The organism is Octadecabacter antarcticus 307 (assembly GCF_000155675.2).
In the GTDB taxonomy this organism is placed as follows: domain Bacteria; phylum Pseudomonadota; class Alphaproteobacteria; order Rhodobacterales; family Rhodobacteraceae; genus Octadecabacter; species Octadecabacter antarcticus.
In genome coordinates this window covers 3,593,726-3,619,078 of sequence record NC_020911.1, presented here as the reverse complement: position 1 = coordinate 3,619,078, position 25,353 = coordinate 3,593,726, and the positions used below count along the sequence as shown (strand labels likewise).

The window sequence follows — 25,353 nt, the reverse complement described above, 5'->3', positions numbered from 1 at the left end:
CAAACATTGCTCGAAAGAGACGGGAACTAAACCGTGACAAGACCAAAGCGTCTCCGGTGACAGGCGCATGCAAAGCACGCTGCCGAGAGAGGGCTTTGATGCCAGTGCTGTCCACTGCCCAGCAGTGGTTTGCTTACCAACCATGAGAAGGGATCAAGAGGTGCGGCGGCCCCGCCGATCCTTGGTATGGAATAACAACGGACAACGTCCTTTGCCCCTCTCATTGAAACTGCGTTTCGACTGCCGGGCCGTGGCCGACACAAAGCGCTGAAATCTGGAACTCTCCAGTCCAAGCCAACCAGTTCCAACAGACTTTCCACAAACCCAGTGGTTTGCCTCAATGGCATCCCGAACAGCACTTTGATGGTCAGGCAGGTTTGTATGGCCGCATCGCTGTAGGCTTGCTGCCGCCCACGCTTACCAGAAGGTTTAACCTCCCAGACCGGATCAGACCAGAATCAAACCATAGCGTCAGTGATCCCCGGCGCTTCGGGGCGTCGTTATAATCTGACCAGTTCTTGGTCTAGTAAGTCGTAGGGGTCCAGCTGCTCATGAACGACATGCTACCACTATGGACTCACAACATGAATCCCCTCAACTGATTTGTGCAACAAAGCCGTCGCAGAGCGCAAGCTCCATGTGGCCATAAATTTATGTGCATAAAAATCTGTTTTTAAAATAATTATTCAAAAATTTAACCATTTCGTTCAAGCGAGACACTTCGTCTATTCCTAAATCTAAGCTATTGGAAAGCAAGAGTTAACTTTCCACCTACAGGATCACATACCAGATTTTATCACCGTTATCACGTCGTTTTGGCGATAAAATATCGACATAAGGTTTTGCGCGGGCTGATGCGTGAACAGATCCGCGATATCATTCGACAGTCTTGTGCCGAGATGGGCGTGCATATTGTGAAGGGTGTTCTGGCAGGTGACCACGTCCACATGTTCATATCTGTCCCGCCACAGATCGCGCTGTCGAAGGTGATGCAGCGGATCAAATGGCGCTCGTCGCGGCGGGGTCAGATGGAGTTCCCAGAGTTGCGCAAACGCTATTGGGGAAGGCGGTTTTGGGCCCGTGGATATTTCTCGACAACGTCAGGAAATGTCACCGACAATGTCATCCTGCAGTATCTGGACACATGCGACGTTCATCCTGTTAGCTCGATTGCGAAACGGCTGAACTTTTTCGAACGAGGAGTGATGATGCAAACTTTTCCACCATTCTTTAAGGCAGCAACGATACTTCTGCTTATGTCGAGTCCGGGAGCCACAGAGGACTTATCGGATTTGTGGTCCTATGGCCTTACAAGCGTGAGGACCGACGAGCCCCTGATCAAAGAAGGTGACCAGCATCGGATTGATCCTGCCGTTCTTCGATATGGATACAACGTGGCCGTCGACGCTTCTGGGCACACCCTACAGTCTACTGCTGTCCGGCTTCATGGCGGCGAGCAGCTCATGACCACCGCCAATTATCAGGAGGATGCAAGCTCTCGGGAGTTCGCAAGGATCGTCTCGATCATCGCCCCGATCCTCGATGCGATCCTATATGATTTTGAGAAGATGGAACTTAGCGATTGGCGCAAGCTTACGGAGACTCTGACGCTGAACGGGATCAAGACAACACCCGCTGCGAGCGTTGATCGAAGGTCGATCCTGTCGACCGAGCAGGTTTGGGACTACGTTCAAGCCGGACCATCAGATGGTAGCGCGGTCATGCGGTATCTGGAGGAGGCAGGGCTTGAGCTAGAGTGCTTGGCGTTCAGCAACTTCAGTTTTGTGAACCCTGAGGGCAATGACCATTGTGCTGAACATGGGTTGGCAGTGGGGTCTGGGATACGCTCGCCTTGAGGTTTTGGGCCGTTTGATAAGGTCACTGAGCATTGCTCGTGGCTCTGTCCGGGCGTCCCTCCAAGCGATCAAAGTTCTCCACGCTTGAAGTGATTTTGGCCCTGTGAACCGGCCCGGCTTTACCGGAGGGCAAAACTCTCGGAGAATTGCCCGTTATGGAACAGACACAAAAGAAGAAGACCTCGAAGCCGTATTCACCTGAGTTCCGCGAGCGTGCGGTTCGGCTGCTTATGGAACACCGCGATGAATATCAGAGCGAAGCTGCGGCGCTGACGGCGATCGCGGGTAAATTGGGTTGTTCACCGGACAGCCTTCGCGTTTGGGCCCGTCAGGTCCAGCGCGATGGCGGCGAACGGCCAGAGCCTACCAGCGCTGAGAAGGCGCGGATCAAGGAACTTGAGCGTGAGAACCGCGAACTGCGTCAAGCCAATGAGATTTTGCGTAAGGCGTCGGCGTATTTTGCACAGGCGGAGCTCGACCGCCCGTTTCGCAAATGATGGATTTCATTGCGGAAAGCCGAGAGACACTTGGGGTCGAGCCAATCTGCAGGGCGCTGCAGTTTGCCCCTTCCACTTATTATGACCGGCGCGCCATCGCGCGTGATCCTGAGCGGGCGTCAGCTCGTGCCAAGTCTGATGCCGCTCTGAGCGTCAAGATCGACGGGGCCTGGGCGGACAACTGCAAACTCTACGGGGCCCGAAAGATTTGGCATGTTCTGCGACGGGAGGGTGAGGATGTTGCCCGCTGCACTGTGGAGCGGTTGATGCGCGCCTTGGGCATCGAAGGCGTCGTTCGTGGCAAGAAGGTCATTACCACGAACCCGGACACGTCTTTGCCATGCCCCCCCCTCTCGGCAGATTTGCTTTGCAAATCGCCTGCCAGGCAATGGACGACAAGGTGAACCGCCTGTTCAAGGCGGATCGGCCAAACAAGCTGTGGGTTTCAGACTTCACTTACGTGCCCACATGGTCAGGGACAGTCTACGTCGCGTTCGTGATTGATGTCTTTGCAAGGCGGATCGTAGGCTGGCGCACATCGACATCAATGAAGACCCAATTCGTGCTCGACGCGTTGGAGCAAGCAATCTGGCAAAGAAAAACACCAGATAACAAGGCTTTGGTCCACCACTCGGACCGCGGATCACAATACCTGTCGATCAAGTATACCGAGCGCCTGGCCGAGGCCGAAATCGATCTCTCGGTCGGAACCGTCGGTGATGCCTACGACAATGCGCTGGCCGAGTGCGTCATCGGCCTCTTCAAAACCGAAGTCATCAACCAAATCGGTCCATGGAAATCGATGCGTGAGGTTGAGTGGGAAACGCTGAAATGGGTCGATTGGTATAACAACCGCCGCCTGCTCGGCCCCATCGGATACATCACACCCGCAGAAGCAGAGGAGGCGTTCTATGCAAACCTGAACAAACTCGATATGGTCGCCTAGTCATTGAATGAATCACACTCCGGTAAAGCCGGGGAGGTTCAGTTTGCGGTTTGATGCCGCTCCTTTTATAGCATTTATTGCAACAAAGGAGCTGAACTATGGGACTGAAACGGACGGACGAGTTTCGCAAGGATGCGGTGCGGATTGCGCTGACCTGTGGACTTACACGCAAGCAAGTTGCGGATGATCTTGGCGTCCATTGCCCGGCAGGCGATGGCAACGCAATCTGCCGAGAGGGGGCATGTCAACGCTGAACAAATGGATCACGGCGGACCGAGACACTGACGTGGTGTTGCAAGAGGATTTAGGTCTCGCCCGAGAGAACGACCGGCTTCGGCGCGAGACACCACCGCCCGGCAATCGAAACGCAGTTTCGATGAGAGTGTGCATTCTCAAGGAGGAGAGAGAAATCCTAAAAAAAGGCAACGCAGTTCTTCGCGAGCCAAAAGCCGTGAGGTTTAGGTTCGTTCCTTGCCCGGCAGGCGAATTGAAAATTCGCTGAGAGGGAAGAACACAGCGCAAGCTTCTCCACCAATCGGCTATGTGACGTTTTAGACGTCAGCCCTCGTGGTTTGTGGGCATTCCGCAGCCGCCCTGCCAGTCGAAGGCAGGGGTCTGATCTGGTCACACTGGCGCACATCAAAGGACAATCTCGTCTGAGCCTTGGCAGCTATGGCAGGCCGCGCATGACTGAGGAACTGAAAGAGATTGGCCTGGATATCGGTCATCGTCGGGTGGGCCGCCCCCTCTCATCGATACTGCGTATCGACTGCCGAGCAACGGATGCGCCAGAATGGCATATCTGTGGTTAGAACACGCAAACACAAGGCGACAACAGACAGTAACCATAAGTTCAATATCGCGCCGAACTTACTGGACCGTGACTTTGCAGCAGATGCCCCTCTCAGTGATTGCATGCAATCACCTGCCGGGCAGTGGATGCCACTCAACATTGGGTTGGAAAAGCCCCGTCGCTTTCGAAAGCAAGGTGGCTTAAACGAGCACTTGGGGCGGCAATAAAACGTGACAGGACCAGTCTTGCCACGGTTTAGTTCCGGTCTCTTTCGAGCAATGTTTGCTATGAAGCAGAGAACGAATGGCAAAGAGATACACAGATGAGTTTCGCCGTGATGCGGTGCGGATCGCCACTACCAGTGGTTTAACCACTGCCCGTCAGTTGATACGCAGTATCGACGAGAGGGGCGGCCCCAGCTTTCATCGGATTTGGACTTTCGACGCTTAACAAGTGGGTCCAGCAGCATCAACATCATGACTTGATGATCGCTATTGGAACGCCATTGGTCCGAGTGACAATGGCGATGACCGCATGAAGACGTGGAGAAGGAGAACACGCGCCTCCGCAAGGAAGTCCGTCTGCTGCGCGAGGAGAGGGAAGTGCTAAAAAAGGCGGTGATCCACTGACCGGCAGGGTTATGCGCAGCATGATCCCGAGAGGTTTCTTTGCAGGCCAAAGCCCCCTCTCATGGTTTGCCAGCAAACCACTACCGGGCAGCGGATGAGGTTTGCCTTTATCCATTGCCCGGCAGCCGAAACGTAGTTTCGATGAGAGAGAACACCTTGAAAGAAGAATGGCCTGTTGAGTTTCTCTGCTGTGTTATGCAGGTAACTTCTCGCGGCTTCCGCGCTTGGAGAATACGGCCAATGAGCCAACGCCAGCGGCCCTCTCGGCAGATTGCTTCGCAATCGCCTGCCGGGCAATGGATGATATGGTGATCCTAGCTCATATCCTTGAACAGCACCGCTTAAGCCTTAAAAGCTATGGGCGGCCACGGATGACTGAAGAACTGCAGGAACTGGAAGTAAGCGTTGGGCACCTGCTGCTACTTAAACAGCCTCCCCAGTGACTCGAAACTGCGGGTTCGCGAGCGGTTCAAGGACGGCGCTCGGGCCACCGCCGTCTGTCAGACGGTCGAATTCTATATAAAAGGTTGAACCGACGCCCAGTTCGCTGACATAATCGACGGTGCCGTTATGACGCCCGATGATCTGTTTTGTAATGTTGAGGCCAAGGCCCGTACCGCCGACCTTGCGAGCATCGGAGGAATCGACCTGGCTGAACTTGCCGAATACGCAGTCCTTGGCGCCTCTCGGAATGCCCACTCCTTCGTCATGGACCGAAATACGGATGCGGGTGCTGAGGGTTTCCACGCGCACCTTCACCGCGCCGCCTTTGTCGGAGAACTTCAGGGCGTTGGACAGCAGGTTGCTCATTACCTGAACTAGGCGGTTGCGGTCACCTGCGATTTGGCAATCCTCCCCGCAGGGAGCGGTCGTGACATGGATGCCAAGCTTGCTGGCATAACCTGCGGTGGATTCGACTGCCTCGTACACGAGGTCGTTTGCATCGACGGGTTTGAAATGGAATGCCATCTCGCCGGCTTCGATCTTTTGCAGGTCGAGTAGGTCGTCGATCAGGGCGGCGAGGCGTTGCGCGTTCCTGGCCGCGATTCCGATCATGGGTTTGAGGTTATCGGGCAGCAAGCCGCGTGGGTCGGCCTTGATAAGTTCGAGCGATCCGATGATCGAAGTCAGCGGTGTGCGCAACTCGTGGCTAACCGTGGACAGGAACTGCGACTTTACCTCCAAGGCAGCCTTAGTTCGCTCGTTTTCTTCCTGGATCAGTTTCATCTGTTCGAGTCGCTCCTGTTGGTTGACATAGAATTTCACTGATATGTCGCCAATGAAGTAGAGCACGAAGATGATCGTGAAGAACTCCAACCAGATGTTGGAACTGAGCGGTGGGAGATAACGAAACACGTCGAGAAACGCGATGTATAGAAACGCGAGTCCGTAGATCGAGAGACGCAAGATCAGGATGCCGATCATTTGGCTATTGTACATCGCCGCGAAGATGGACCCAGAGAATAGGAAGAAGAGTGGCGTAAAATGCCCTACCATTGTCTGCTGAGAAGCTATGTTGATGATGAAAGCGGCGATCGCCATCCCACTTATGGCCGTGTTGAGGGCGATGCGCTTGAGTATCTGCCGACCCACGACTGGATCCTGGCCATCCCAGGCCTTGGCCTGGAGCCCGAGGTGCACATCGAGCATTTCGGTAAGGGCTACGACCCCATAGTACGCGAAGATTGCGGTAGGGTCGAAGTAGAACGCCGCTAGTATGGCTGCAGCTAAAAAGCTCGCCTGCCGCTTCCAGACAAGCTGGTTGGCAAGGACTATGTAGTCCTTGATACGTTGTTCGCGACCGTCGGAGCTGAACCAGTCGTTTCGGGCCGCCCAAAATGTATTTAAGTCCTTCATGATTACCTCTGCTAATGTGCGGAGATTATAGGCTATAGCTGAAATTTGTTGAAATTAGGCCAGTCGTGAGGCGGTACGCGCCTTTATTCCCTGTTGAGGTCCACGCCGCAATCCGAGTTGGAAGTGGGCTGAGCTCCATAGTATTGTGAATGCGTGCGACTTGAGTCTGTCAGGCTGCCTCTGAACGGCCATCCTTTGAAGCGATATAGACCCCCAAAAGGTCCGGAAATGCGATGTTGGAACATGGAATGTCGTCCACCGGACCAAAAACCGGTGTGCGTGTTAGAACGGCGTCGCGCCGTTCGCGAACTTTCGCGGTCAGAAGCTGGATGGGTTTTCTCAACCCAGGATAACTGCGTGGTTCCATATCCAGTTCATAGCCGAGGTAGCGTCGGTAGAACGCGGTATGCTCGGCCCGCACCGGAGCAAGGGCCACGTCGATGTTGTAGAACATTGTGGCAAGAAACGGGATGCGCAGGACCAAGAAATGCAGTGGAACACGCTGTTTTCGGGCCGCTGGGTCGATCACAAAGCGGGTCGTATCGAGCACAGTCTTTTTGTGCTTGAGATGCTCCAGAACCTCGGGAAACACCTCCAGCGTCGGTGATGTGAGCGAGAGCTTGGACATCAAATGCAGGCGCACGGACGCCATAATCTTTCCATCCATTTCAACCCCGACGTGGACGCAGTTCGGGGTCTCGTCGAATGCGTCGGCCATGACGCCGCGCTCGTTTTCGGCGATTGACCGTTCGGCGCGATAACACTTGTAGCGCAGGCGATACACTTCCTCAAGGTCCTTATCGTCGGTCATTATCGTGTAGCGGGCGTGCTTCAACGCCTCGATGACTTGCTCGTTCATGATCGCTCCTTGTGCCCCTGCGCGACTACGGCTTTGCCTGACATACGAGTAGGTCGCTGTAGCCACGATAAACGGCTTCTTGCCTGAGGATCTTGAAACCGGCTGCGGTGGCAGCCAATGCGATCTCTGCCTCGGTGTGCGTCCAGTAGACGCCTTTCTTCTGTGCCTTGAGGATGGTTTTGTTCTGCTTGGCGATTTCTCTACCCTGCCAAAAGATTCGGAGTGCGCCGACCAGCCCGTGTTCTTTTTTCAGGTTTGAGAATAGGTAACGACGCCAGTCGGCCACGTTCATGTAACGACCGAGATCGACGAGGTAGAGCCAGCCACCCGGACGGAGTAATCGATACAAGTCGCCGAGCCGCTGCTCCTGGGCGGGCATCGCGTAAAGCGCGTGGACGCAGATGATAAGATCAGCCGTGCCCGGGGCATCGATATCTTCAAGTGCGAAGGTGTCATGTTTGATATTTCCGTGGGCTGCTAATTTTGAGCGCGCCGACCGTATCATGCCCGCGTCGGGTTCCACGAAGCGTATCTCGCTGTCGGGGCAGGCACGGGCGGCGATCTCGGTGTAGTTCCCCGTGCCGCCACCGATGTCATAGATCAACTGCGGTGTCTTTATTGTTGCGAGGAAACCCTCGAAATCCCTCAGTAGAGCTTGGTATTCGGGGTTGTGCTCGGACAGCAGATCATAGGCCGTTGCATAGGCACTCCAATCGGTACTCGCCGACCGACCAGTTGTTTCGGACCTATCGACATTCGTAGGGACTGACCTCTTAACGCGAGCGAGTGATGGCATAGGGGAAAGACTCCAAGGTTCGATTGGGAACGACTTGCTTCACCATTTACTCCACATTTGGATAACTAGGCCACGAAGCTGATATTGCAAAGGATTTTACCCACAGTGCGTCCATTCCGTCCTGATTGTTCTCTTTTCGGCAACAGTCTGAGCGCCCATCGGTGATCTGCACCGAATAAGGTCAAAGCAAGACATCTGGCTCATTTGGCCTTGGCGTAGCTGCGATATGTGCCCCTCAGATGAGAGTACAACCTCAAATTGTAGTGCTGATCGGGTAGTTTTGATCCGTCTGAAGCGGATGAGGGCTGTCTGGATCGACTGAGAGAGATATTCCAGCACGCTCCACAGAGTTCGCAGTGCGCCGCAAAAAAAGGAATGTGACGGTGAAAAGGCATGAATGTCGGATTCGGGGCGCAAGTTTCACGGATCCGCCAAAATACGACCCCAATTTTCGGCAACAAAGAGGTGAAGCGTGGAATCGCAATAAACATGGAGTCGTGATGAAAGTATTAATGGTTTATGACGATCCGATAGTGATGGATCTCGTCGCGCATTTCCTCGGTATCGCAACGCATCACAACGACAACGTAGCCCCTTCGGCAATCCTCGCTCCAATCGAACTGGAACGCCTCGCCGGGCTGAAACACCCACGGCACGAAAGTCCCGCGCCCAGTTGTTTGCTGCGCGCGCTGCCGTTCTGCTTTCCATGCACGCACAAACTACCAATTCATCGCTTTTCAAAGGTTTGGTCCAATTGAGATGGCATTCTGCCAAGTCAATGCTTGCTGTGGCGAGCGGAAGGTCCACTACTCCTAGCATGTTCAATAGGCGACATTGGCAACGTAGAGTTTTGAAAAATCTGCAACATCTTGTCGCCATTTGTTAAGCTGAACGTACCGAGCGACGCAATTATTGGCGTAACTTTGGGCCTAACAAATCGAAATCTAACTAAAACTGTTGAGTGCGCACTAAAAATGTCAAAAATCGACTGTTGGGTGCAAAGGATTTGACCTGTGCCCCAATTTCCCTCCAGCTTTGCGCGGAGTCCTTGGTGCTAAATCTTTGACCTTAAGCGGCCATCTTGTCGATGATCCTTCTCTCTAAAAATTCCATTGGCGTCAGGTTCCCCAGAGCTGAATGTGGTCTGCGCCAGTTGTAGTCGTCCTGCCATTCTTCAAGCGTTTTGCGGGCGTCGCCCAATGTAGCAAACAGCGTTTCATTGAGGCATTCATCTCTTAGTTTACCGTTGAAGCTTTCGATGAACCCGTTCTGCTGGGGCTTGCCCCCTCTCATGGTTTGCAAGCAAACCACTGCCGGGCGGCGGGACGCGATATAATGCCAATCGATACCCGTATTTTGAACCCATTTGAGGATCGCCATGCTGGTGAACTCTGTGCCGTAACACCTTCGGAATATCGCTAATTTAAGGCTATGACTGCCTGCGCAGCCCCAAATAACGCAGCAGGTGGTCATAGCCGTGCCTCAGGTCCCTACGGTGGTTTTGTACAAACCACACCGCAAAGGAGACCAACTATGACCGATATCATTATTACACAAACTGCGCCCGTTTTGGTGGCCATCGATATCTCGAAGGCCCGCGACGAAGGTCTCATTGCTATTGCGGACAAGAAGCGCCGCCGTCGTTTGACTGTTCTGAACCAGCTAGACGACTTCAATCGTCTAATCACATCGCTTGCCTGCTACGGCCGCCCTGTCCGTGTAGCTTTTGAAGCAACGGGTAATTATCACCGTGCCTTGGCTTATCATCTTGCCGCAGCAGGTTTTGAGTTGAAGTTGGTGTCATCTGTGGCCCTGGCCAGAACGCGAGAGGCCTTGCACAACAGTTGGGACAAAAACGACCCTAAGGATGCCCAGGTCATTCTTCACATGATGGAGATCGGGAACGAGCAGTTTTATCATGCCCCCCTCGTGCGTGGCACTAACGACATCCAAGAGCTTTCCAAAACGCATGACATCGTATCCAAGTCGAAGACCGAGTTGTGGCACCGAGTTGTGGCACCGAGTTGTGGCACCGAGTTTTAACCCATTATCTGCCGCTGTATTTTCCTGAAGCTGATCGTTTCCATCGCAGTTCTCGCAGTTCTCGCAGTGACTGGTTCTTTGCTTTCCTTGAACGTTATCCGTCACCACACTTGATCTCAGCCATGAGCAAGGAGGCATTCATCGCTGACGCTTGGGATGTGGTGGGCCTCAAGGTTGCAAAAGAGCGTTTACTTTCAGATATCTACGAGACTGCCAAAGTATCAGTCGGACTGCCGGTTGCCGCAGATTCCGACGCGATAAGCATGTTCCGCTTGGTTCTCGGGGAAGGCCGCAGTCTTATCGCGCAACGCAATCAAATTGAAGATCGCGCCGTCGCGCTTCTCAAGGACCTACCAGATTATAAGCTACTGACATCGATACCTGGAATCGGTCCCATCAATGCTTTGACAATTTTGGCAGAAGCTGGGGATGTACGGCGCTTTCGTCATCACCGGCAGTTTTTGAAGTTCTGTGGAATGGACCTTGCGACTATGCAATCAGGTACATTCAGAGGGCAAACCAAACTGTCAAAATATGGCAATGCTCGGCTTCGTCGAACGCTTTGGATGGCTGGACAGGTTGCTATTCTGCAGCGCACCAACAGCTTCCGCGACAAGTTCGAGCGCTACATCGCCAAAGACCGTCACAACACCCATTTGCGCCGAAAGGCGTACACCGCAATCGCAGCGAAGATGGCCCGAACCGTTCATGGGATCATCAAGCACGGCGAACCATATCGCCCCTTCTTTGAGGGGTGATCGACAGCAGTAGGACCTTTCTCTGTAAGGGCCGTGGAGGCAGACAACTGACCTCGTAGATAATGTTTAGGCCTTCTGCTCAACGACCCAAAGATCTCGTCTTAAGGACGGTGAGAGCCGCAAAAGCGTACTCTGTGTTTGTTATGGGAGAGACAGTTCGTTGACCAAAATGCCAAACTGAGCAATGCTTCTAACGTGTCGAGACGCCTCGATGCGACAATAACCTGACGCCAATTCAGCTAATCATTCCGCGCATAGGACGTTATCCGACACAATCGTCTTTGGCATGCCGCGCTCAGCGATTACGCGGTCCAGTTCTCGGGCAACGCGCTGACCAGACAATGATGTGTCCGCGACAAGTACCAGGTTCTCGCGGCTGAAGTCATCGACAACCGTCAGAATACGAAACCGGCGACCGTCAGTCAGCGCGTCAGACACAAAATCTAATGACCATCTCTGGTTAGGACCATCACAGGCAGCACCATCGGCTTCCGCGTGCCCAAAGCGCGCTTTCTACCGCCCCTACGACGCACTTGGAGCTTCTCTTCAGTGTAAATGCGTCTCACCTTTTTGTGGTTCACCGCAAAGCCTTCGCGCGCGATCATCACATGAACACGACGGCAACCAAACCGTCGCCGCTCCCTCGAAACCCGCTTGATGGCATCACGCAACTCAGCGTCATCGCCACGGCGAGACGGATACCGCACCGTTGATCGATCAACTTGCAAGACATCGCACGCCCCCTCTCGGCAGATTGCTTTGCAATCGCCTGCCGGGCAATGGTCGCTGGCTAACCTGATGAGTTTCCATCAAGTGAACCACAGCTTTAAGCTTCCCAACGGGCGTCACCATTTTTTTGAATTGATGTCTCGCAACATTGCATTGTCCCTCGCCTGACAGGGTATTGCGCAGCAATGTCCCGAGAAGGGAGCATCTGTTCCGCTAGCAGCTTCTTTAGCTTCCCGTTCTCGTCTTCCAAGGCCCGCAACCGCTTCGCGTCAGACGGCTCCATGCCTCCATACTTCGATGTGTATTTATAGAACGTCGCTGAACTGATCCCGTGCCGCCGACATACATCAGCAGTCTTCTCCCCAGATTCCTGTTCTTTGATAATTGCTATGATCTGTTCGTCTGTAAATCGTGCCTTCATTTGTCCGTCCTTTTGTTGGGCGGACTCTACACAAATCTGAAGGAGTTTTAGGGGCGCAGGTCAGAGTGAGGCAAGTTATCGCAATGATTAGTCCCGCAGTGTAGTTGGGCGAAGTCAAAAGCAGCCAATACACAGGTGCTGGTTGTATCACGACGTTGACCAATTCGGACATCAGAGTCTCAATGGATGGTCGGAGCCGCTATCTCGACATCATCTTCATCAATTGCTTCTGGCGATCACTGAAGCAGGAGGCCGTCCAGAGCAGCGTTACGGTTGGGCTTGAAGTTGTCACGTAAATAGAGGTGGCGCTCCGGGTCGAAATGGTTTTGACGCTGATGCGTGGACAGAGTCGAATTTCTGCAGGGTTCACATTGGCCTGAACCTCAGCATGGCCCGTTCCCGCCTTCGAAATGGCTGGTGAGAATTCTCTGCCCGATTATTGAGCCAGCGGACGGCTTCCTGCCGATTGGCATTGCCAATGACTTTCATCGCAGCGCCATAGGAACGCTGATTGTCGGTGACGGACACCTCAACTTTGCCACGGCGTTTCATAGTTTTCCTAAGGAACTTCAACGCTGCTTTACGGTTATGCTAAGTTGCGGCCCTGCCCACCTCAAGTCAGTTTCCTCTGACAGTGCTTCGTTAGATGCTTATCAGCGTCAAAAAAGTACTTTGTGCAGAAATTCGAACCAAGGCCATATTGTCGCCTGATTTCTGGTTGAGTTGTTAGAGCGTAGCTCCGTCTGTCCTCAATGGATCAGTGTGGGAGAGCTGAGCTTTTTGGAGCATTTTGATGTTAATATTAGCCGTAGATGACGATCCAAGCATCCTCGAGATACTTCGGCATTATGTGGAATCTCTAGAGGGTTACGAGCTTGTCACAGCAGAAAGCGTCGCAGATGCTTTGAAGGTTTTTCAACGAGAAAAGCGCCGCTTCGACTGTTTCCTTGTGGATATTCAGATGCCAGACATCGATGGGATCGAATTTTGCAGAGCGTTACGGGAGACCCGTGTCTATCAACGCACGCCGATCCTTATGCTGACTGCAATGTCCGAAAAAGCCTATATTGATAATGCGTTCAGCGCTGGGGCAACGGATTACATCACAAAGCCCTTCGATATTATCAGTCTCAAAGGTCGCTTAGGTTTGGTCGAACAGATCGCCGCAGATGCCCAATCGGAAACTGTGAACCGACTCACGTCAGCATCAACGGGTGAGAGAGCTCGGCAAGACCAACAACACATTGATCTCCATCAGCCGTTAACAATTTTCGACGTCGAAGGCGTCATCGAAAATCACGCAATAGAAAATTACGTGACACAGCTCTCACGTAAGTCGCTTTGCGGTTCGGTTATATTGGGCTTCACGGTTCGTAACGCCGCTGATTTGTACTTCAACCTCTCGTCCTATGACTTCTCTTGCGTCATTACGGACGTGAGCGAAGCAATCGCCGACTGCCTTTTACCCACACAAAGACTTGTTTCGTATGCTGGCAATGGCACTTTTGTTTGTGTTGTCGAAGGCGCCGCCACAATTGATGTCGAACGATTGGTTGATCAAATGAATATTTATATCCGTACCATGGAGCTTTCAGCAAGTGATGGCACTGCGTTGGAGGTTCGCATTTGTGCAGGACAACCGAACCGTTTGGTTTGGCGCAAAGGTGGCGCAGCTCTGGAAGCTTTACGTGAAGCGCACGTCAGCGCAGAGCAGGCCGCCACCCAGCTTGAAAAAAATATAAATTGCTTCTGGCTTAGCGATCAATTCGCATGATCAAGCCTGACTTGGACAACGGTCTCGCGCCGATACGAAATCGTTTTCTCCTTCTTTTATCCGAACGTTGGGACACTATTCAACATAACCTTGAGCTAGCGATTCAATCTGATGACCAGGCGGATCAGTACCTCGTTCTCATCGAAGCAACGTTGCATAAAATTTCAGGGTCTGCGGGCATATTGGGCTTCAGCGATCTTGGTGATTGTGCGAAAGACACAGAAACCAAACTTATTTCGCTGCGCGCAAATGAAGCGACCCAATATAGAGATGTCTATTTAGAAATTATTGCGTTTCTGGAATGTTCGATGGAAGCAACAAATCCTGCAGCTTAACGGCCAACGTATTTCGCACAGTTTAATTAAAGACTATTTGGATTGCTCGTCCAACAGATCCTTAATGTCCTGGCCCAAGGTCACTGGGTCAAAAGGCTTTTCTATTACACCTAAAGCTCCAGTTCTCTTGAGCTGATATATCTCGCTCGGCTGAACCCTTGCGGTCATATAGATAGCTGGAGTATTCGCCAGGTGTTCGAATTTCCTCAGCTCAATGAGGGTTTCTGGGCCGGTTTTACCCGGCATCATGACATCTAACAGCAAAAGGTCAGGCTTTGTCTCTGCTGCAATCGCAATTGCTGCTTCACCACAATCCTGCTGTATAACGGTAAAATCACGCATCATCTCAAGTGCCATCTTCGCTATGTCGCGGATGTCTTCGTCATCTTCCACATGTAAAATAATCATAAGTCACTTCCGCTTTTGCTCGCTGTCTCCACAGCTCCATCAACAACAATGGGCAGATCGACATGAAATGTCACACCCAACCCTTCTTGGCTTTCAAAACTAATTTTTCCACCTTGGTTTTTTTCAATCGCCTTAACAATGCTGAGACCAAGACCGGTGCCTCCTGTTGCTGCACGGTTCTCGATGTTAAATTGAGGAAATCTGCCGAATGACGCCTGCTTGTCGCTTGCGGGTATGCCTTCTCCACTATCTATAATGCTGTTCTGTTTCAACCTACCGTACTGTTTTAATTGGACAGTTATATGCCCACCTGTTAATTTACACGCAGAAGTGAGCCAAGTTTTCCATCGAGAAGTGAGCCACCTCTAAGTTATGTTTCTTGGTTCATGTCGGGGTCAAGACATTACTGGCCTCCTTCTTTTTCCGAGCCATTTCAGCTGAGCTTGCCTTGAGGTGGAAACTGTCATTTCCGGTCTCCAATATGTGGCAGCGGTGCGTAAGATGGTCGAGCAAGGCAGTGGTCATCTTGGCATCGCGAAGACCGTGGCCAATTCGCTGAAGCTGAGGTTTGTGGTAATGACCACGCTGGTTCGCTCATAGAATTTGCTCAGCAGATGGAAGAGTATCGCCCCGCCCGACGCGCTGAACGGCAGATAGCCGAGCTCGTCAAGGATCACGAGATCAAGCTTTCAGCAAGATGTCCCGCTTTGCCTTTTGCTTTTTCCAATTCAAGCGCATTGACCAGTTCAATGGTCGAGAAGAAGCGCACCTTTCGACTGTAATGCTCGACAGCCTGAACGCTGAGGGCTGTGGCTGCAAGAGTTTTGCCTGTGCCAGGACCCCCAATCAGCACGATGTTCTGTGCCCCATCCATGAACTCGCATTTGTGCAACTGGCGCATGGTGGCCTCATTGATCTCGCTGGCTGCAAAGTCGAAGCCTGAGAGGTCCTTGTAGGCCGGGAACCGGACGCGCAAACAGGCCCCTCTCATTGATTGCCTTGCAATCAACTGCCGGGCAGCGGGAACACATGACTGCTTCTGACAAATGCACAAATCTGATCAAATATGTCTTGCTATGCAGGAGCCATCCATACAGGGCTTTCGCGGCCGAAGCAAAACCCAGATGAGGTGGGCCGCTTCGTAGAACGGGTCCCTGAGTATGGCATCCCCCAATCAGCTTTACGGTTTTTTGCGACAAAGGCCGCAGTGTGACATATCCGAAAGGCTATACGATATACCCGCCTGCTTCGTTTGTCTTTTGATTTTTCCAACATATAAATTTTTTGAGAGGGTGGCGTTCACATATCGTATCAATCTCTAACCAAGGAATATTGATTTTTGAATTCATTCTTTTTACTAAACAAAAATTTTTCAGTGGTAAAATGAAAGCTTAATTGATGGAAGATATTATGAATTTACGCGAATTGAGCTTGTCCAAACTCAAGCAGCTTCAAAAAGAGGCGGCGCTGGCTGTCGCCACTCGAGAGACGCAGCTTCGCCAAGAAGCGCGTGCGAAGCTGGAATCTGTTGCCGCTGAATACGGCCTTGGCCTTGATGAAATTATGGGTGCCCCAACGCTCAATAAGGGCGGCAAAATGAGCTACCCGCCTTTATATCGTAATCCAGGTGACCCTGAGCAAACCTGGAGTGGACGAGGCCGCAGGCCTCTTTGGCTTCTTAAACTGCTTGAGACTGGTCATGACTTGTCAGAGTATTTGATCTAAGAGGTGTTTCCTTTGTTAGGCTTTGTTGCACAAATCCAATGAGGGGTGTGCTTCCCCTTTCCCCAGACTGAACCGGCCCGGCTTTACCGGAGGGCAAAACTCTCGGAGAATTGCCCGTTATGGAACAGACACAAAAGAAGAAGACCTCGAAGCCGTATTCACCTGAGTTCCGCGAGCGTGCGGTTCGGCTGCTTATGGAACACCGCGATGAATATCAGAGCGAAGCTGCGGCGCTGACGGCGATCGCGGGTAAATTGGGTTGTTCACCGGACAGCCTTCGCGTTTGGGCCCGTCAGGTCCAGCGCGATGGCGGCGAACGGCCAGAGCCTACCAGCGCTGAGAAGGCGCGGATCAAGGAACTTGAGCGTGAGAACCGCGAACTGCGTCAAGCCAATGAGATTTTGCGTAAGGCGTCGGCGTATTTTGCACAGGCGGAGCTCGACCGCCCGTTTCGCAAATGATGGATTTCATTGCGGAAAGCCGAGAGACACTTGGGGTCGAGCCAATCTGCAGGGCGCTGCAGTTTGCCCCTTCCACTTATTATGACCGGCGCGCCATCGCGCGTGATCCTGAGCGGGCGTCAGCTCGTGCCAAGTCTGATGCCGCTCTGAGCGTCAAGATCGACGGGGCTTGGGCGGACAACTGCAAACTCTACGGGGCCCGAAAGATTTGGCATGTTCTGCGACGGGAGGGTGAGGATGTTGCCCGCTGCACTGTGGAGCGGTTGATGCGCGCCTTGGGCATCAAAGGCGTCGTTCGTGGCAAGAAGGTCATTACCACGAACCCGGACACGTCTTTGCCATGCCCCCCCCTCTCGGCAGATTTGCTTTGCAAATCGCCTGCCAGGCAATGGACGACAAGGTGAACCGCCTGTTCAAGGCGGATCGGCCAAACAAGCTGTGGGTTTCAGACTTCACTTACGTGCCCACATGGTCAGGGACAGTCTACGTCGCGTTCGTGATTGATGTCTTTGCAAGGCGGATCGTAGGCTGGCGCACATCGACATCAATGAAGACCCAATTCGTGCTCGACGCGTTGGAGCAAGCAATCTGGCAAAGAAAAACACCAGATAACAAGGCTTTGGTCCACCACTCGGACCGCGGATCACAATACCTGTCGATCAAGTATACCGAGCGCCTGGCCGAGGCCGAAATCGATCTCTCGGTCGGAACCGTCGGTGATGCCTACGACAATGCGCTGGCCGAGTGCGTCATCGGCCTCTTCAAAACCGAAGTCATCAACCAAATCGGTCCATGGAAATCGATGCGTGAGGTTGAGTGGGAAACGCTGAAATGGGTCGATTGGTATAACAACCGCCGCCTGCTCGGCCCCATCGGATACATCACACCCGCAGAAGCAGAGGAGGCGTTCTATGCAAACCTGAACAAACTCGATATGGTCGCCTAGTCATTGAATAAATCACCCTCCGGTAAAGCCGGGGCGGTTCAGACGGATTTATTCTACTGGCTCTGTGACAGGTATGCCTAGAGCAGTGTAGCGGTTCAGCACGGCGATGCGCATTTGGATTTCTGCGACCTGCCTTTCGAAGTCTCTCGCCATCAGAGATTGGCCAAGTAGTTTCATACAATGCATACAATGCATACAATGCATACAATGCATCCATTGCCCGGCAGCACATGCTCGCATGTGTGAGAGGGTTCGTTTCGACGCGGCTTCGGCGGTGGTATCCGCTCCAGCGTCGCCACAGTGTGCGACCCAGATATCGTTGTGAATTGACCGCATCGTTGCGGGCAATTGCTCCAGCACTCATCGGTTTCCAGGGTTTGGCATTCTTACGCGGTGGGATCACCGCGTGGGCATCTCGGGCGGCAATCGCCTCGTGGCATTTGCGCGTGTCATACGCTCCATCCATTTCCCGGCAATGCATGTTTACATGCATGGGAGGGTGCGGTGACACTGCCGATGGCCTGATCGGGTGGGATTTGGTTCAGGAGTTCGGGCAATACGGGAGCATCCCCGATGTTGCTGCTGGTGACCTCCCTCTCGGCAGATTGCGTTGCAATCGCCTGTCGGCAATGGACCGCCCGAACCTCCAGCGTTGCCTCGTCGATGCCCCTCTCGGGACATTGCAATGCAATGCCCTGCCGGGCACGGTATATGTATCTTACGCCAGATACGGCGTTTGGGGCCGCCCTTTGCTCGGCAACACATACTTGCATGTGTGAGAGGAGTGCTTGCGGGCATTCCACTCGCCTTCACCTTCGGCTTTTTGATCCCCGTGCTGTCCACTGCCCCCTCTCACACATGCTTTGCATGTGTTGCCGGCAACGGGACAGTGAACGGGACAGTGGTTTGCCTACAAACCATGAGAGGGGATGAGGAGGTTCAGTGGCCCCGTGCAGCCGCGATACGGCAGGCGCACGTTCAGTGTTTGCTGGCTGCGACATAAGGTGCTGAAATCCGGTGCTACCCAGTCCAGACCAGCCAGCTGCAACAGGCTCTGGACAAAACCAGTTGTCTGGCGAAGCGGCATGGCTTTGTTGCACAAATAGTCTCGTATCAGGGATTCATGTTGTAAATCCAGCATGGTAGCTGGCGTCATGAGTAAACCTATCGCCCCGATTTACCGCACGAGGAACTGGCCTGAGTATAACAAGGCCCTGAAGCGACGCGGGTCACTGACCATTTGGTTTAACCCAGAGGTCACTTGGAAAGCTGCGCCTACCGTTGCCCGGCAGTGGTTTGTTTGCAAACCATGAGAGGGGGGCAAACGGGGCCGCCAGCCACGCTATAGCGATGCGGCGATCCAAGCCTGTCTCACGTTGAAAGTGCTGTTCGGAATGCCTTTGAGGCAGGCGACGGGCTTTGTGGAAAGCCTGTTGAAATTGATCGACCTTGACTGGGAGGTCCCAGACTTCAGCACGTTATGTCGGCGTCAGAAAAGGCTATCGGTTACCATCCCGTATCAGGGCTCAAAGGGCCCGCTAAACCTCCTTATCGACAGTACCGGCATCAAAGTTGAGGGCGAAGGTGAGTGGAACGCTCGCAAGCATGGCGGGCCGAAACGTCGGGTGTGGCGCAAGATACATATAGGGATTGATGAAGAAACGTTGGAGATACGCGCGGTCGAAGTGACGAGTAGCAGCATTGGAGACCCACCCATGTTGCCCAACCTTCTCGGTCAGATCACACCAGATCAGAAGATTGGCAGTGTCACAGCAGATGGGGCATATGACACCCGCAAATGCCATGATGCGATTGCGGCCCGCAATGCCCGTGCTGTCATCCCGCCACGCAAGAATGCCAAGCTATGGAAGCCGGATACGCTGGGGGCCAGAGCCCGAAACGAAGCGGTACAGTCCTCAAAGGATCTCGGCCGCGCTCAATGGCGTCGCTTGAGCGGATACCACCGCAGGAGTCGTGTTGAGACAAAGATGCATTGTTTGAAACTACTCGGGCAGCGCCTGGCCGCACGAGACTTTGACCGGCAAGTTGCGGAAGTCCAAATCCGTGCCGCGATACTCAACGGCTTCACCGCCCTTGGCATCCCAAACACCGTTACTGTAGGCTGAATCCGTCAGGGGTCAGGGGAAGCACGCCATAAGGGCGATTTGTGCAACAAAGCCCACCTTGAGTATTAAAAAATCCTCTTTGTTGGGAGTGGCGCTAAAAGCTTTGCTGGCCTGTAAATCTCTCGATCAGTTTGTCGATAGAAACGGCCAAGACGAGCAGGAGGCCCGTGACGATCAGACGAATTTCGTTTTCTACCCCCATGAGATTCAATCCATTCTGCACGGACCCAATAACGAGCGCGCCAAGCAGCGCCGCGTGGATGGATCCGCGCCCACCAAACAGGCTGACGCCCCCAATGACGGCCGCAGCGATGGATTCCAGCAGCAGCGTACCACCACCAATTCCACCACCGGAAAAAACCCCAACGCCCAAAGTCCTGGATGCAGCGATCACACCAGCCAGTGCGGCAACTCCTCCAGCAATAGCGAACGCCCCCATTTTGATGTTGTCGACCTTAATGCCGGCACGACGCGCGGCCTCGTCGTTATTGCCGACGGCATAAAGATGAAGGCCGAACGTGGTTTCTTTTAGAACATATCCACCAACACCAAGCAGGATCGCAAAAACCAATGTGACGAGCGGGATTCCTTGATGAGAATTGAGAACCCACACCACAATAATGCCAAAGACCGCGCCACCGACGAGTGGGAAAATGAGCCCGGACATAATTGGAACGCTCAGCCCGGCCTTTTGACGCCGTGCCATTCCGGAAACTACCAGAGCAGAGAACACCACCAATCCGATCGCCAGAACGAGCCAGGCCGCAGACCCAGCAATTTTGGCTTGCGCAATCATTTCGACCCCAGTCCCCATCAGGCCAAAGCGCGCGGTATCCGGCAGCAAAAGCAACTGGACCCCGTTCAACGCTAAACCAAGCCCCAAGGTGACAACAAACGACGGAACACCAACAAATGTTACCCAACGAGCTGACATGCTGCCGATGATAGCGCCGACAATAATGGCTACGGGAATGGAGAGCCATGGGGAAAAACCAAACTCAACGATTAGCTTCGCCATCAGCACCGCGGTCACGCCATTTACTGCCGCAACGGACAAGTCGATTTCTTTTACCAGCAACACGAACATCAACCCGAGGGCCATGATGCCAACAACTGTGCTTTGAACCAATAGGTTGGACAGATTGCGTGCCGTCAGGAACACGTCGCTTTGAGATGCAAAGAAGATCCAGAGCGCGACAAGACCAATGACGACGGGCACAGCCCGCAGGTCGCTTGAAAGCAACTCCCCGAATGTACGTTTTTTTTGTACTTCCGGCTGGGGTGTAGCAAAAGTCTCTGGCATGGCGAGAGCCTCCTTTTTCTAAATGTTCGCATGCGTTCAACCAGCTAGATTGACACCTTCTTTGCCACCAACCATGGCGTTAACAACTTGTTCGCCCGTCACGTCTTGCGATTTGAAGCTGGCAACATTTAAGCCCAAACGCATTACTTCGATGCGGTCTGTCGCCTCGACAACAAAATGATGGATGTCATGGCTAACAACAACGACCCCAAGACCTTCGTCCGCCAGCGTTCTGATGAGACCCGACACTTGAGCAGAGGCAGAATGACTGAGAGCTGCGGTTGGTTCATCGAGGATCACAACCTTGGGAGTCCACAGGATAGATCTGGCAATCGCAATATTCTGGCGCTGTCCACCTGACATTGCGCCAACGGGACGAGACAGTGATAGGTTTCCCAACCGCATGCGCGTCATGACTTCCCGAGCACGTACTTCACATTCGGCGCGTCGGATGCGGCGACCAAATATTTTGGGCCCCGCCAACTCTCGACCCATAAAAAGATTTTGGACGGCATCGAGATTATTACAAAGTGCAAGATCCTGGTAGACAGTCTGAATTCCCAGCGCATTGGCGTCAGACGGCTTCTTGATATTGACGGGCTTACCTTCAAACTCATAGTCCCCAGCGTCCCATCCATGAACGCCAGCCATGACTTTTACCAAGGTTGATTTGCCAGCACCATTATCACCCACGAGAGCAACAATTTCTCCAGCATGAACATCGATCGAAGCGCCTTGAAGTGCGTGCACAGATCCGAACGACTTCTTGATGTTACGCATCGAGATCAAGGGTGTTCTAATTGGGTTTTCCACCACAGCTTTCTCCTCCCTTGAAAATATCGATGGGCGGCGATTTCCGCCGCCCTGTCATAGCATTCAGCCGAAATTACAGGTTTTCTTTGCAGATGTCAGTATCTTCGGCGCCCTCACAAAGCTGTTCCCAAGTGTAGAGGCCAGCCTCCACAACATTCGAGACGTTGTCGATCGTCACGTTGTTGACTGGAAGGAAAGCAGCCGGCACATCCATGAATCCATTGTTGACCTCGCCATTTATCCACTGCGCGGGTAGCTCGTCACCATTGAGGATCGCAACAGCCACGTCGGCTGCACCGTCGGCCATAACACGCAAGTCTTTGAAGACAGTGTTGTCCTGCCAACCTTGCACAATATACTTGACCGCTTCGATGGTCGCGTCTTGGCCACCGGTCACCACGATTTCATCCTGACCATATCCTTGAGAGATCAGCGCTGCGACCGAACCGCCTGTTGTTCCGTCGTTCATGCCAAGGAACATATCCACTTCGCCACCAGTGCGGGTCAAGCAGTTCTCAGCAAAGGTCTGAGCCAAGGTAGGGTCCCAATTCGGCGTGAACGCCTCGCAGACGACTTCAACTTTGCCTGCATCAATCAATGGTTGAAGGAACTCGTTCTGACCGATCTCGTATTGAGCAGTGCCGTATTCGCCTTGATTTCCTTTCACTCGGGCTATTCGGACGACATCCTGATCCATCGCTTCGATAAGCTCGGCAGCGCGTGCGCCCTGTGCCTGACCAACGGCCAACGCGTTAAAAAGAACATGCGCTTCAGCTTGTCCGCCTACAGAATCGTGTTCGTAAAGCAGTACTGGCACTCCAGCTTCTTGAGCGGCCAAAAGCGCGCCAGCGGCCAAGTTCGCGTCAGACGAGGTGTAAACAATCAAATCAGCGCCTTGTACCAGAGCATCTTCAACGAGCCGTTGTTGGCGGGTTGGATCACCTTCGCCGTTTTGAACAATCACTTCGGCATCTGGCATGCGCTCGGCCATCGCAGCAACAAAGAGCGGCGCGTCCCGGCGCTCAAATCGAATGGTTGTACTGTTGGGCAGCAAGAAAAACACTTTGGCCCCGTCCTCAGCCGCTACAGGTCCGGCCGCAAATCCCGATGCAAGGAGCGCAACAGCCGCGCTGCCTAAAGTTAGTCTCACTTTTGTTTTCTGTGTCATTGGTATTCCTCCCGTTGGTAATTTTGATCTATTCGCTTAGGCGCTCTGCACCTGCTGAACTAAACAGTAAGCCCTCAACTGTGATCGGTCTTCCGCCATTCTGTCCAAATTGGAACCATTTGTCTGCCTCATGCGTCAGGGCCATTTCTTACTTCATCAGAACATTCTCGAGAGATAAAAACTTGCTCAGTCTCGTTTTTCAGGCAGCGGAGTAGCCTCGTAACAGCCGATGACGCCCTGATCAAAATCGAGGATTGAACCGGTCATAATGCCGGATTCGTCGCTTGCCAGATGCGCAATCCAGCGCGCCACTTCATTCATGTTCAACAAGCGTCCAGCCGGCAGCTTCTTGCCAACCTCGGCCTGCCAACCATCCGGCATATCGTGAAATGCCTTCTGTGTTGCGTCCTCTGCCGGGGTATCCATCCACCCAATAGCAAGCGCATTAACTCGAATTCCATCGCGCATCAGCGAAAACGCGGCGTTCTTGGTGGTGGCTACAAGTGCCGCCTTGGAGGCAGCGTAGACTGTCAGAAATGGAACCCCGCCATGCGCAGTGACTGTCGCGACATTGACAACAGCCCCTTGCTTACCCAATTCCCGCCAGTGTTTCGCAGCACTCTGCATTAGAAAAAACGGTGCGCGCGCATTGATTGCAAATGTGCGTTCCCAAAGCGCGGCATCGCCATCGAGAATTCCACCTCGATCGGTAATCCCAGCGGAGTTGACCAGAATGTCATAGCTGCCGAATTCGGCGACGGCCCGATCATGGATCGATTGGCAATCTTCAAGACTAGCCAGATCTGCCTGATGGTAGATGACACGCTGATCCGCCGTGCTTAGTTCGTAAGCCGCAGCCTGACCTTCTTTCTGTCTGCGGCCCAGAATAAGGGCCCCTTTCAGCCCGCGCCGCAACATCAACTCGACGACCGTCAGCCCCAGACCCTGAGTCGAGCCGGTGACAATAGCCACTTTCCCCTCAAACTGGCGCTCTAGCAGCACATCCTTGTCCGACGCTGCGTGGTAGGCCGCAGTGCCATAGGGACTGGTATAGTCATGATCGGTCATGAGTAGTCCACCTTTACCGGTTGGTTTGTCTGATAGGATTTCAGCGCTGCTTCGGACAGGATCAGAGCGCGCCGTCCATCCTCGAAAGTCACGCTAGGTGGCTTGCCAGCTGTGACCTGATCAATGAAATCACGGATTTCGGCCTCGTAGGCGGCACGGTAGCGTTCAATGAAGAAGTGAAGCAATTCGTCGCGCTTCGCGGTCCCGCCTGCGCCATATCGTGACACCTCAGATGGGCGGTGGTTGTTCGAACGAACCATGCCTTCTGCGCCAAATGCCTCGACCCTCTGATCATAGCCATAATTCGTGCGGCGGGAATTGTTGATATGGCAGAGCGCGCCGGAATCGGCACGCATGACGATCATTGCTGTGTCGACATCACCCAGTTCAGCAAAGACCGGATCGACCCTGTTAGCAGCCATTGTAAATACTTCGACGGGGTCCTCTCCCAAGACAAACCGCGCCATGTCCATGTCGTGGATGGTGGTGTCACGGAACAGCCCACCACAGGCTTCAAGGATAGCACGCGGGGGCGGGGGGCCGGGATCCCTGCTTGTGATGACCAAAAGTTCAAGTGCACCGACCTCGCCGTTTGCAACAGCATTTCGGACACCGGCATGGCTGGGGTCGAAACGGCGATTGAACCCGAGCTGCAGCGGGACATCAAATGTCAAAAGTTTCTCGCGGCACTTTTCAACCATTTCAATATCAACGTCGATCGGCTTTTCGCAAAGGATAGATTTTCCGGCTTCGGCGGACCGCAGAATCATTTCCACATGTGTATCGGTAGGAGATGCGATCAGTACCGCGTCAACGTCATCAGCGGCCAACAGCGCGTCGACATCTGTGGTTGCCCGCGCTCCTACCGCCTCAGCGGTTCGTCGGGCGCTGTCTTCGAAGACATCGAAACACCACGTTACGACGGCATCCGGTTGCAGCGCTATCAGGCGCGCATGCATGTCACCGATTCTCCCCGTTCCAATGATTCCAAAGCGCATCATTACTGTATTATCCCCCCAGAATTTTCGGTTTTTTCTAAAAA

General features: G+C 53.3%; 14 protein-coding genes, 14 pseudogenes and 2 other annotated features. Of the genes and pseudogenes, 12 read left to right on the top strand and 16 right to left on the bottom strand.

The window, feature by feature from the left end:
• Positions 1-139: 139 nt before the first annotated feature.
• Positions 140-553 (bottom strand): annotated as a pseudogene (locus OAN307_RS26975) (transposase); the annotation flags it as partial.
• A gap of 220 nt (positions 554-773) precedes the next feature.
• Between OAN307_RS26975 and tnpA the strand changes: the two are divergent.
• The 5 genes and pseudogenes from tnpA to OAN307_RS31690 all read left to right on the top strand — a co-directional run.
• Positions 774-1,142 (top strand): annotated as a pseudogene (gene tnpA, locus OAN307_RS18480) (IS200/IS605 family transposase); the annotation flags it as partial.
• Positions 1,143-2,011: 869 nt separating this feature from the next.
• Positions 2,012-3,299: pseudogene (locus tag OAN307_RS18470) on the top strand (IS3 family transposase).
• Positions 2,308-2,424 (top strand) — a sequence feature (AL1L pseudoknot). (Overlaps the previous pseudogene by 117 nt.)
• Positions 3,300-3,397: 98 nt before the next feature.
• Positions 3,398-4,202: pseudogene (locus OAN307_RS26970) on the top strand (hypothetical protein); the annotation flags it as partial.
• Between the two features lie 193 nt (positions 4,203-4,395).
• A complete protein-coding gene (locus OAN307_RS29135) occupies positions 4,396-4,542 on the top strand; it encodes a hypothetical protein (protein WP_187292492.1) in 147 nt (48 codons plus the stop codon).
• 362 nt (positions 4,543-4,904) lie between these two features.
• A pseudogene (locus OAN307_RS31690) lies at positions 4,905-5,131 on the top strand (hypothetical protein); the annotation flags it as partial.
• Between the two features lie 13 nt (positions 5,132-5,144).
• Here OAN307_RS31690 and OAN307_RS18460 read toward each other — a convergent pair.
• From OAN307_RS18460 to OAN307_RS18450, 3 genes are all read right to left on the bottom strand, one after another.
• Positions 5,145-6,578, bottom strand: coding sequence for a sensor histidine kinase (locus tag OAN307_RS18460; RefSeq protein WP_015501082.1), 1,434 nt, complete (start codon positions 6,576-6,578; stop codon positions 5,145-5,147).
• A gap of 169 nt (positions 6,579-6,747) precedes the next feature.
• The gene (locus OAN307_RS18455; RefSeq protein ID WP_015501081.1) at positions 6,748-7,437 is read right to left on the bottom strand and encodes an N-acyl amino acid synthase FeeM domain-containing protein; all 690 of its coding nucleotides are present in this window, start codon (positions 7,435-7,437) and stop codon (positions 6,748-6,750) included.
• Between the two features lie 25 nt (positions 7,438-7,462).
• On the bottom strand, positions 7,463-8,233 hold the full coding sequence (locus OAN307_RS18450) for a class I SAM-dependent methyltransferase (RefSeq protein ID WP_015501080.1): 771 nt from the start codon (positions 8,231-8,233) through the stop codon (positions 7,463-7,465).
• A gap of 512 nt (positions 8,234-8,745) precedes the next feature.
• Between OAN307_RS18450 and OAN307_RS28375 the strand changes: the two genes are divergently transcribed.
• Positions 8,746-8,991 carry a hypothetical protein gene (locus OAN307_RS28375; RefSeq protein WP_044043998.1) on the top strand — a complete coding sequence of 82 codons (246 nt, stop codon included), beginning with the start codon at positions 8,746-8,748 and terminating at the stop codon, positions 8,989-8,991.
• Positions 8,992-9,301: 310 nt separating this feature from the next.
• Here OAN307_RS28375 and OAN307_RS18440 read toward each other — a convergent pair.
• Positions 9,302-9,631 (bottom strand): annotated as a pseudogene (locus OAN307_RS18440) (integrase core domain-containing protein); the annotation flags it as partial.
• Positions 9,632-9,766: 135 nt separating this feature from the next.
• Between OAN307_RS18440 and OAN307_RS18435 the strand changes: the two are divergent.
• Positions 9,767-11,093 (top strand): annotated as a pseudogene (locus OAN307_RS18435) (IS110 family RNA-guided transposase).
• A 202-nt stretch (positions 11,094-11,295) separates the two neighbouring features.
• On the opposite strand, the pseudogene OAN307_RS30315 reads toward OAN307_RS18435, so the two are convergent.
• Both OAN307_RS30315 and OAN307_RS31420 read right to left on the bottom strand, forming a co-directional pair.
• Positions 11,296-12,184, bottom strand: a pseudogene (locus OAN307_RS30315) (transposase); the annotation flags it as partial.
• A 236-nt stretch (positions 12,185-12,420) separates the two neighbouring features.
• Positions 12,421-12,772 (bottom strand): annotated as a pseudogene (locus OAN307_RS31420) (DDE-type integrase/transposase/recombinase); the annotation flags it as partial.
• 205 nt (positions 12,773-12,977) lie between these two features.
• Here OAN307_RS31420 and OAN307_RS18420 point away from each other — a divergent pair.
• On the top strand, positions 12,978-13,958 hold the full coding sequence (locus OAN307_RS18420) for a response regulator (protein WP_015501076.1): 981 nt from the start codon (positions 12,978-12,980) through the stop codon (positions 13,956-13,958).
• Positions 13,955-14,293 carry an Hpt domain-containing protein gene (locus OAN307_RS18415; RefSeq protein ID WP_015501075.1) on the top strand — a complete coding sequence of 113 codons (339 nt, stop codon included), beginning with the start codon at positions 13,955-13,957 and terminating at the stop codon, positions 14,291-14,293. The genes OAN307_RS18420 and OAN307_RS18415 overlap by 4 nt, the downstream gene beginning before the upstream one ends.
• Before the next feature lie 33 nt (positions 14,294-14,326).
• Here OAN307_RS18415 and OAN307_RS18410 read toward each other — a convergent pair whose 3' ends face one another.
• From OAN307_RS18410 to OAN307_RS18400, 3 genes and pseudogenes are all read right to left on the bottom strand, one after another.
• Positions 14,327-14,701 carry a response regulator gene (locus OAN307_RS18410; RefSeq protein WP_015501074.1) on the bottom strand — a complete coding sequence of 125 codons (375 nt, stop codon included), beginning with the start codon at positions 14,699-14,701 and terminating at the stop codon, positions 14,327-14,329.
• Positions 14,698-15,024 (bottom strand): annotated as a pseudogene (locus OAN307_RS18405) (sensor histidine kinase); the annotation flags it as partial. The gene OAN307_RS18410 and the pseudogene OAN307_RS18405, both read right to left, overlap by 4 nt.
• Positions 15,025-15,085: 61 nt before the next feature.
• Positions 15,086-15,668, bottom strand: a pseudogene (locus OAN307_RS18400) (ATP-binding protein); the annotation flags it as partial.
• Positions 15,669-16,099: 431 nt separating this feature from the next.
• Between OAN307_RS18400 and OAN307_RS18395 the strand changes: the two are divergent.
• Positions 16,100-16,426, top strand: a complete 327-nt coding sequence (locus tag OAN307_RS18395) for an H-NS histone family protein (protein ID WP_015501071.1) — start codon at positions 16,100-16,102, stop codon at positions 16,424-16,426.
• A gap of 119 nt (positions 16,427-16,545) precedes the next feature.
• A pseudogene (locus OAN307_RS18385) lies at positions 16,546-17,833 on the top strand (IS3 family transposase).
• Positions 16,842-16,958, top strand: a sequence feature (AL1L pseudoknot). (Overlaps the previous pseudogene by 117 nt.)
• 48 nt (positions 17,834-17,881) lie before the next feature.
• On the opposite strand, the pseudogene OAN307_RS26945 reads toward OAN307_RS18385, so the two are convergent.
• Positions 17,882-18,920 (bottom strand): annotated as a pseudogene (locus OAN307_RS26945) (transposase); the annotation flags it as partial.
• A gap of 67 nt (positions 18,921-18,987) precedes the next feature.
• Between OAN307_RS26945 and OAN307_RS18365 the strand changes: the two are divergent.
• A pseudogene (locus OAN307_RS18365) lies at positions 18,988-19,959 on the top strand (IS5 family transposase).
• 94 nt (positions 19,960-20,053) lie between these two features.
• On the opposite strand, the gene OAN307_RS18360 reads toward OAN307_RS18365, so the two are convergent.
• The 5 genes from OAN307_RS18360 to iolG all read right to left on the bottom strand — a co-directional run bounded on the left by OAN307_RS18360 (position 20,054) and on the right by iolG (position 25,312).
• Complete coding sequence (locus OAN307_RS18360; RefSeq protein WP_015501069.1) at positions 20,054-21,262, bottom strand: sugar ABC transporter permease; 1,209 nt, start codon at positions 21,260-21,262, stop codon at positions 20,054-20,056.
• A gap of 36 nt (positions 21,263-21,298) precedes the next feature.
• A complete protein-coding gene (locus tag OAN307_RS18355; RefSeq protein ID WP_015501068.1) occupies positions 21,299-22,078 on the bottom strand; it encodes an ATP-binding cassette domain-containing protein in 780 nt (259 codons plus the stop codon).
• A gap of 70 nt (positions 22,079-22,148) precedes the next feature.
• Positions 22,149-23,243, bottom strand: coding sequence for a substrate-binding domain-containing protein (locus OAN307_RS18350; RefSeq protein ID WP_015501067.1), 1,095 nt, complete (start codon positions 23,241-23,243; stop codon positions 22,149-22,151).
• A gap of 186 nt (positions 23,244-23,429) precedes the next feature.
• Positions 23,430-24,311: an SDR family oxidoreductase gene (locus tag OAN307_RS18345; protein WP_015501066.1), complete on the bottom strand. Its 882-nt coding sequence runs from the start codon at positions 24,309-24,311 to the stop codon at positions 23,430-23,432.
• Positions 24,308-25,312: an inositol 2-dehydrogenase gene (iolG, locus tag OAN307_RS18340; protein ID WP_015501065.1), complete on the bottom strand. Its 1,005-nt coding sequence runs from the start codon at positions 25,310-25,312 to the stop codon at positions 24,308-24,310. The genes OAN307_RS18345 and iolG overlap by 4 nt, the downstream gene beginning before the upstream one ends.
• Positions 25,313-25,353 lie beyond the last annotated feature (41 nt).

What these genes read in the sequence shown, in the direction of transcription:
- OAN307_RS29135 (WP_187292492.1), top strand. Translation starts at nt 4,396, where the DNA reads ATGGCAAAGAGATACACAGATGAGTTTCGCCGTGATGCGGTGCGGATC.
- OAN307_RS18460 (WP_015501082.1), bottom strand. Translation starts at nt 6,578, where the DNA reads ATGAAGGACTTAAATACATTTTGGGCGGCCCGAAACGACTGGTTCAGC.
- OAN307_RS18455 (WP_015501081.1), bottom strand. Translation starts at nt 7,437, where the DNA reads ATGAACGAGCAAGTCATCGAGGCGTTGAAGCACGCCCGCTACACGATA.
- OAN307_RS18450 (WP_015501080.1), bottom strand. Translation starts at nt 8,233, where the DNA reads ATGCCATCACTCGCTCGCGTTAAGAGGTCAGTCCCTACGAATGTCGAT.
- OAN307_RS28375 (WP_044043998.1), top strand. Translation starts at nt 8,746, where the DNA reads ATGGTTTATGACGATCCGATAGTGATGGATCTCGTCGCGCATTTCCTC.
- OAN307_RS18420 (WP_015501076.1), top strand. Translation starts at nt 12,978, where the DNA reads ATGTTAATATTAGCCGTAGATGACGATCCAAGCATCCTCGAGATACTT.
- OAN307_RS18415 (WP_015501075.1), top strand. Translation starts at nt 13,955, where the DNA reads ATGATCAAGCCTGACTTGGACAACGGTCTCGCGCCGATACGAAATCGT.
- OAN307_RS18410 (WP_015501074.1), bottom strand. Translation starts at nt 14,701, where the DNA reads ATGATTATTTTACATGTGGAAGATGACGAAGACATCCGCGACATAGCG.
- OAN307_RS18395 (WP_015501071.1), top strand. Translation starts at nt 16,100, where the DNA reads ATGGAAGATATTATGAATTTACGCGAATTGAGCTTGTCCAAACTCAAG.
- OAN307_RS18360 (WP_015501069.1), bottom strand. Translation starts at nt 21,262, where the DNA reads ATGCCAGAGACTTTTGCTACACCCCAGCCGGAAGTACAAAAAAAACGT.
- OAN307_RS18350 (WP_015501067.1), bottom strand. Translation starts at nt 23,243, where the DNA reads ATGACACAGAAAACAAAAGTGAGACTAACTTTAGGCAGCGCGGCTGTT.
- OAN307_RS18345 (WP_015501066.1), bottom strand. Translation starts at nt 24,311, where the DNA reads ATGACCGATCATGACTATACCAGTCCCTATGGCACTGCGGCCTACCAC.
- iolG (WP_015501065.1), bottom strand. Translation starts at nt 25,312, where the DNA reads ATGATGCGCTTTGGAATCATTGGAACGGGGAGAATCGGTGACATGCAT.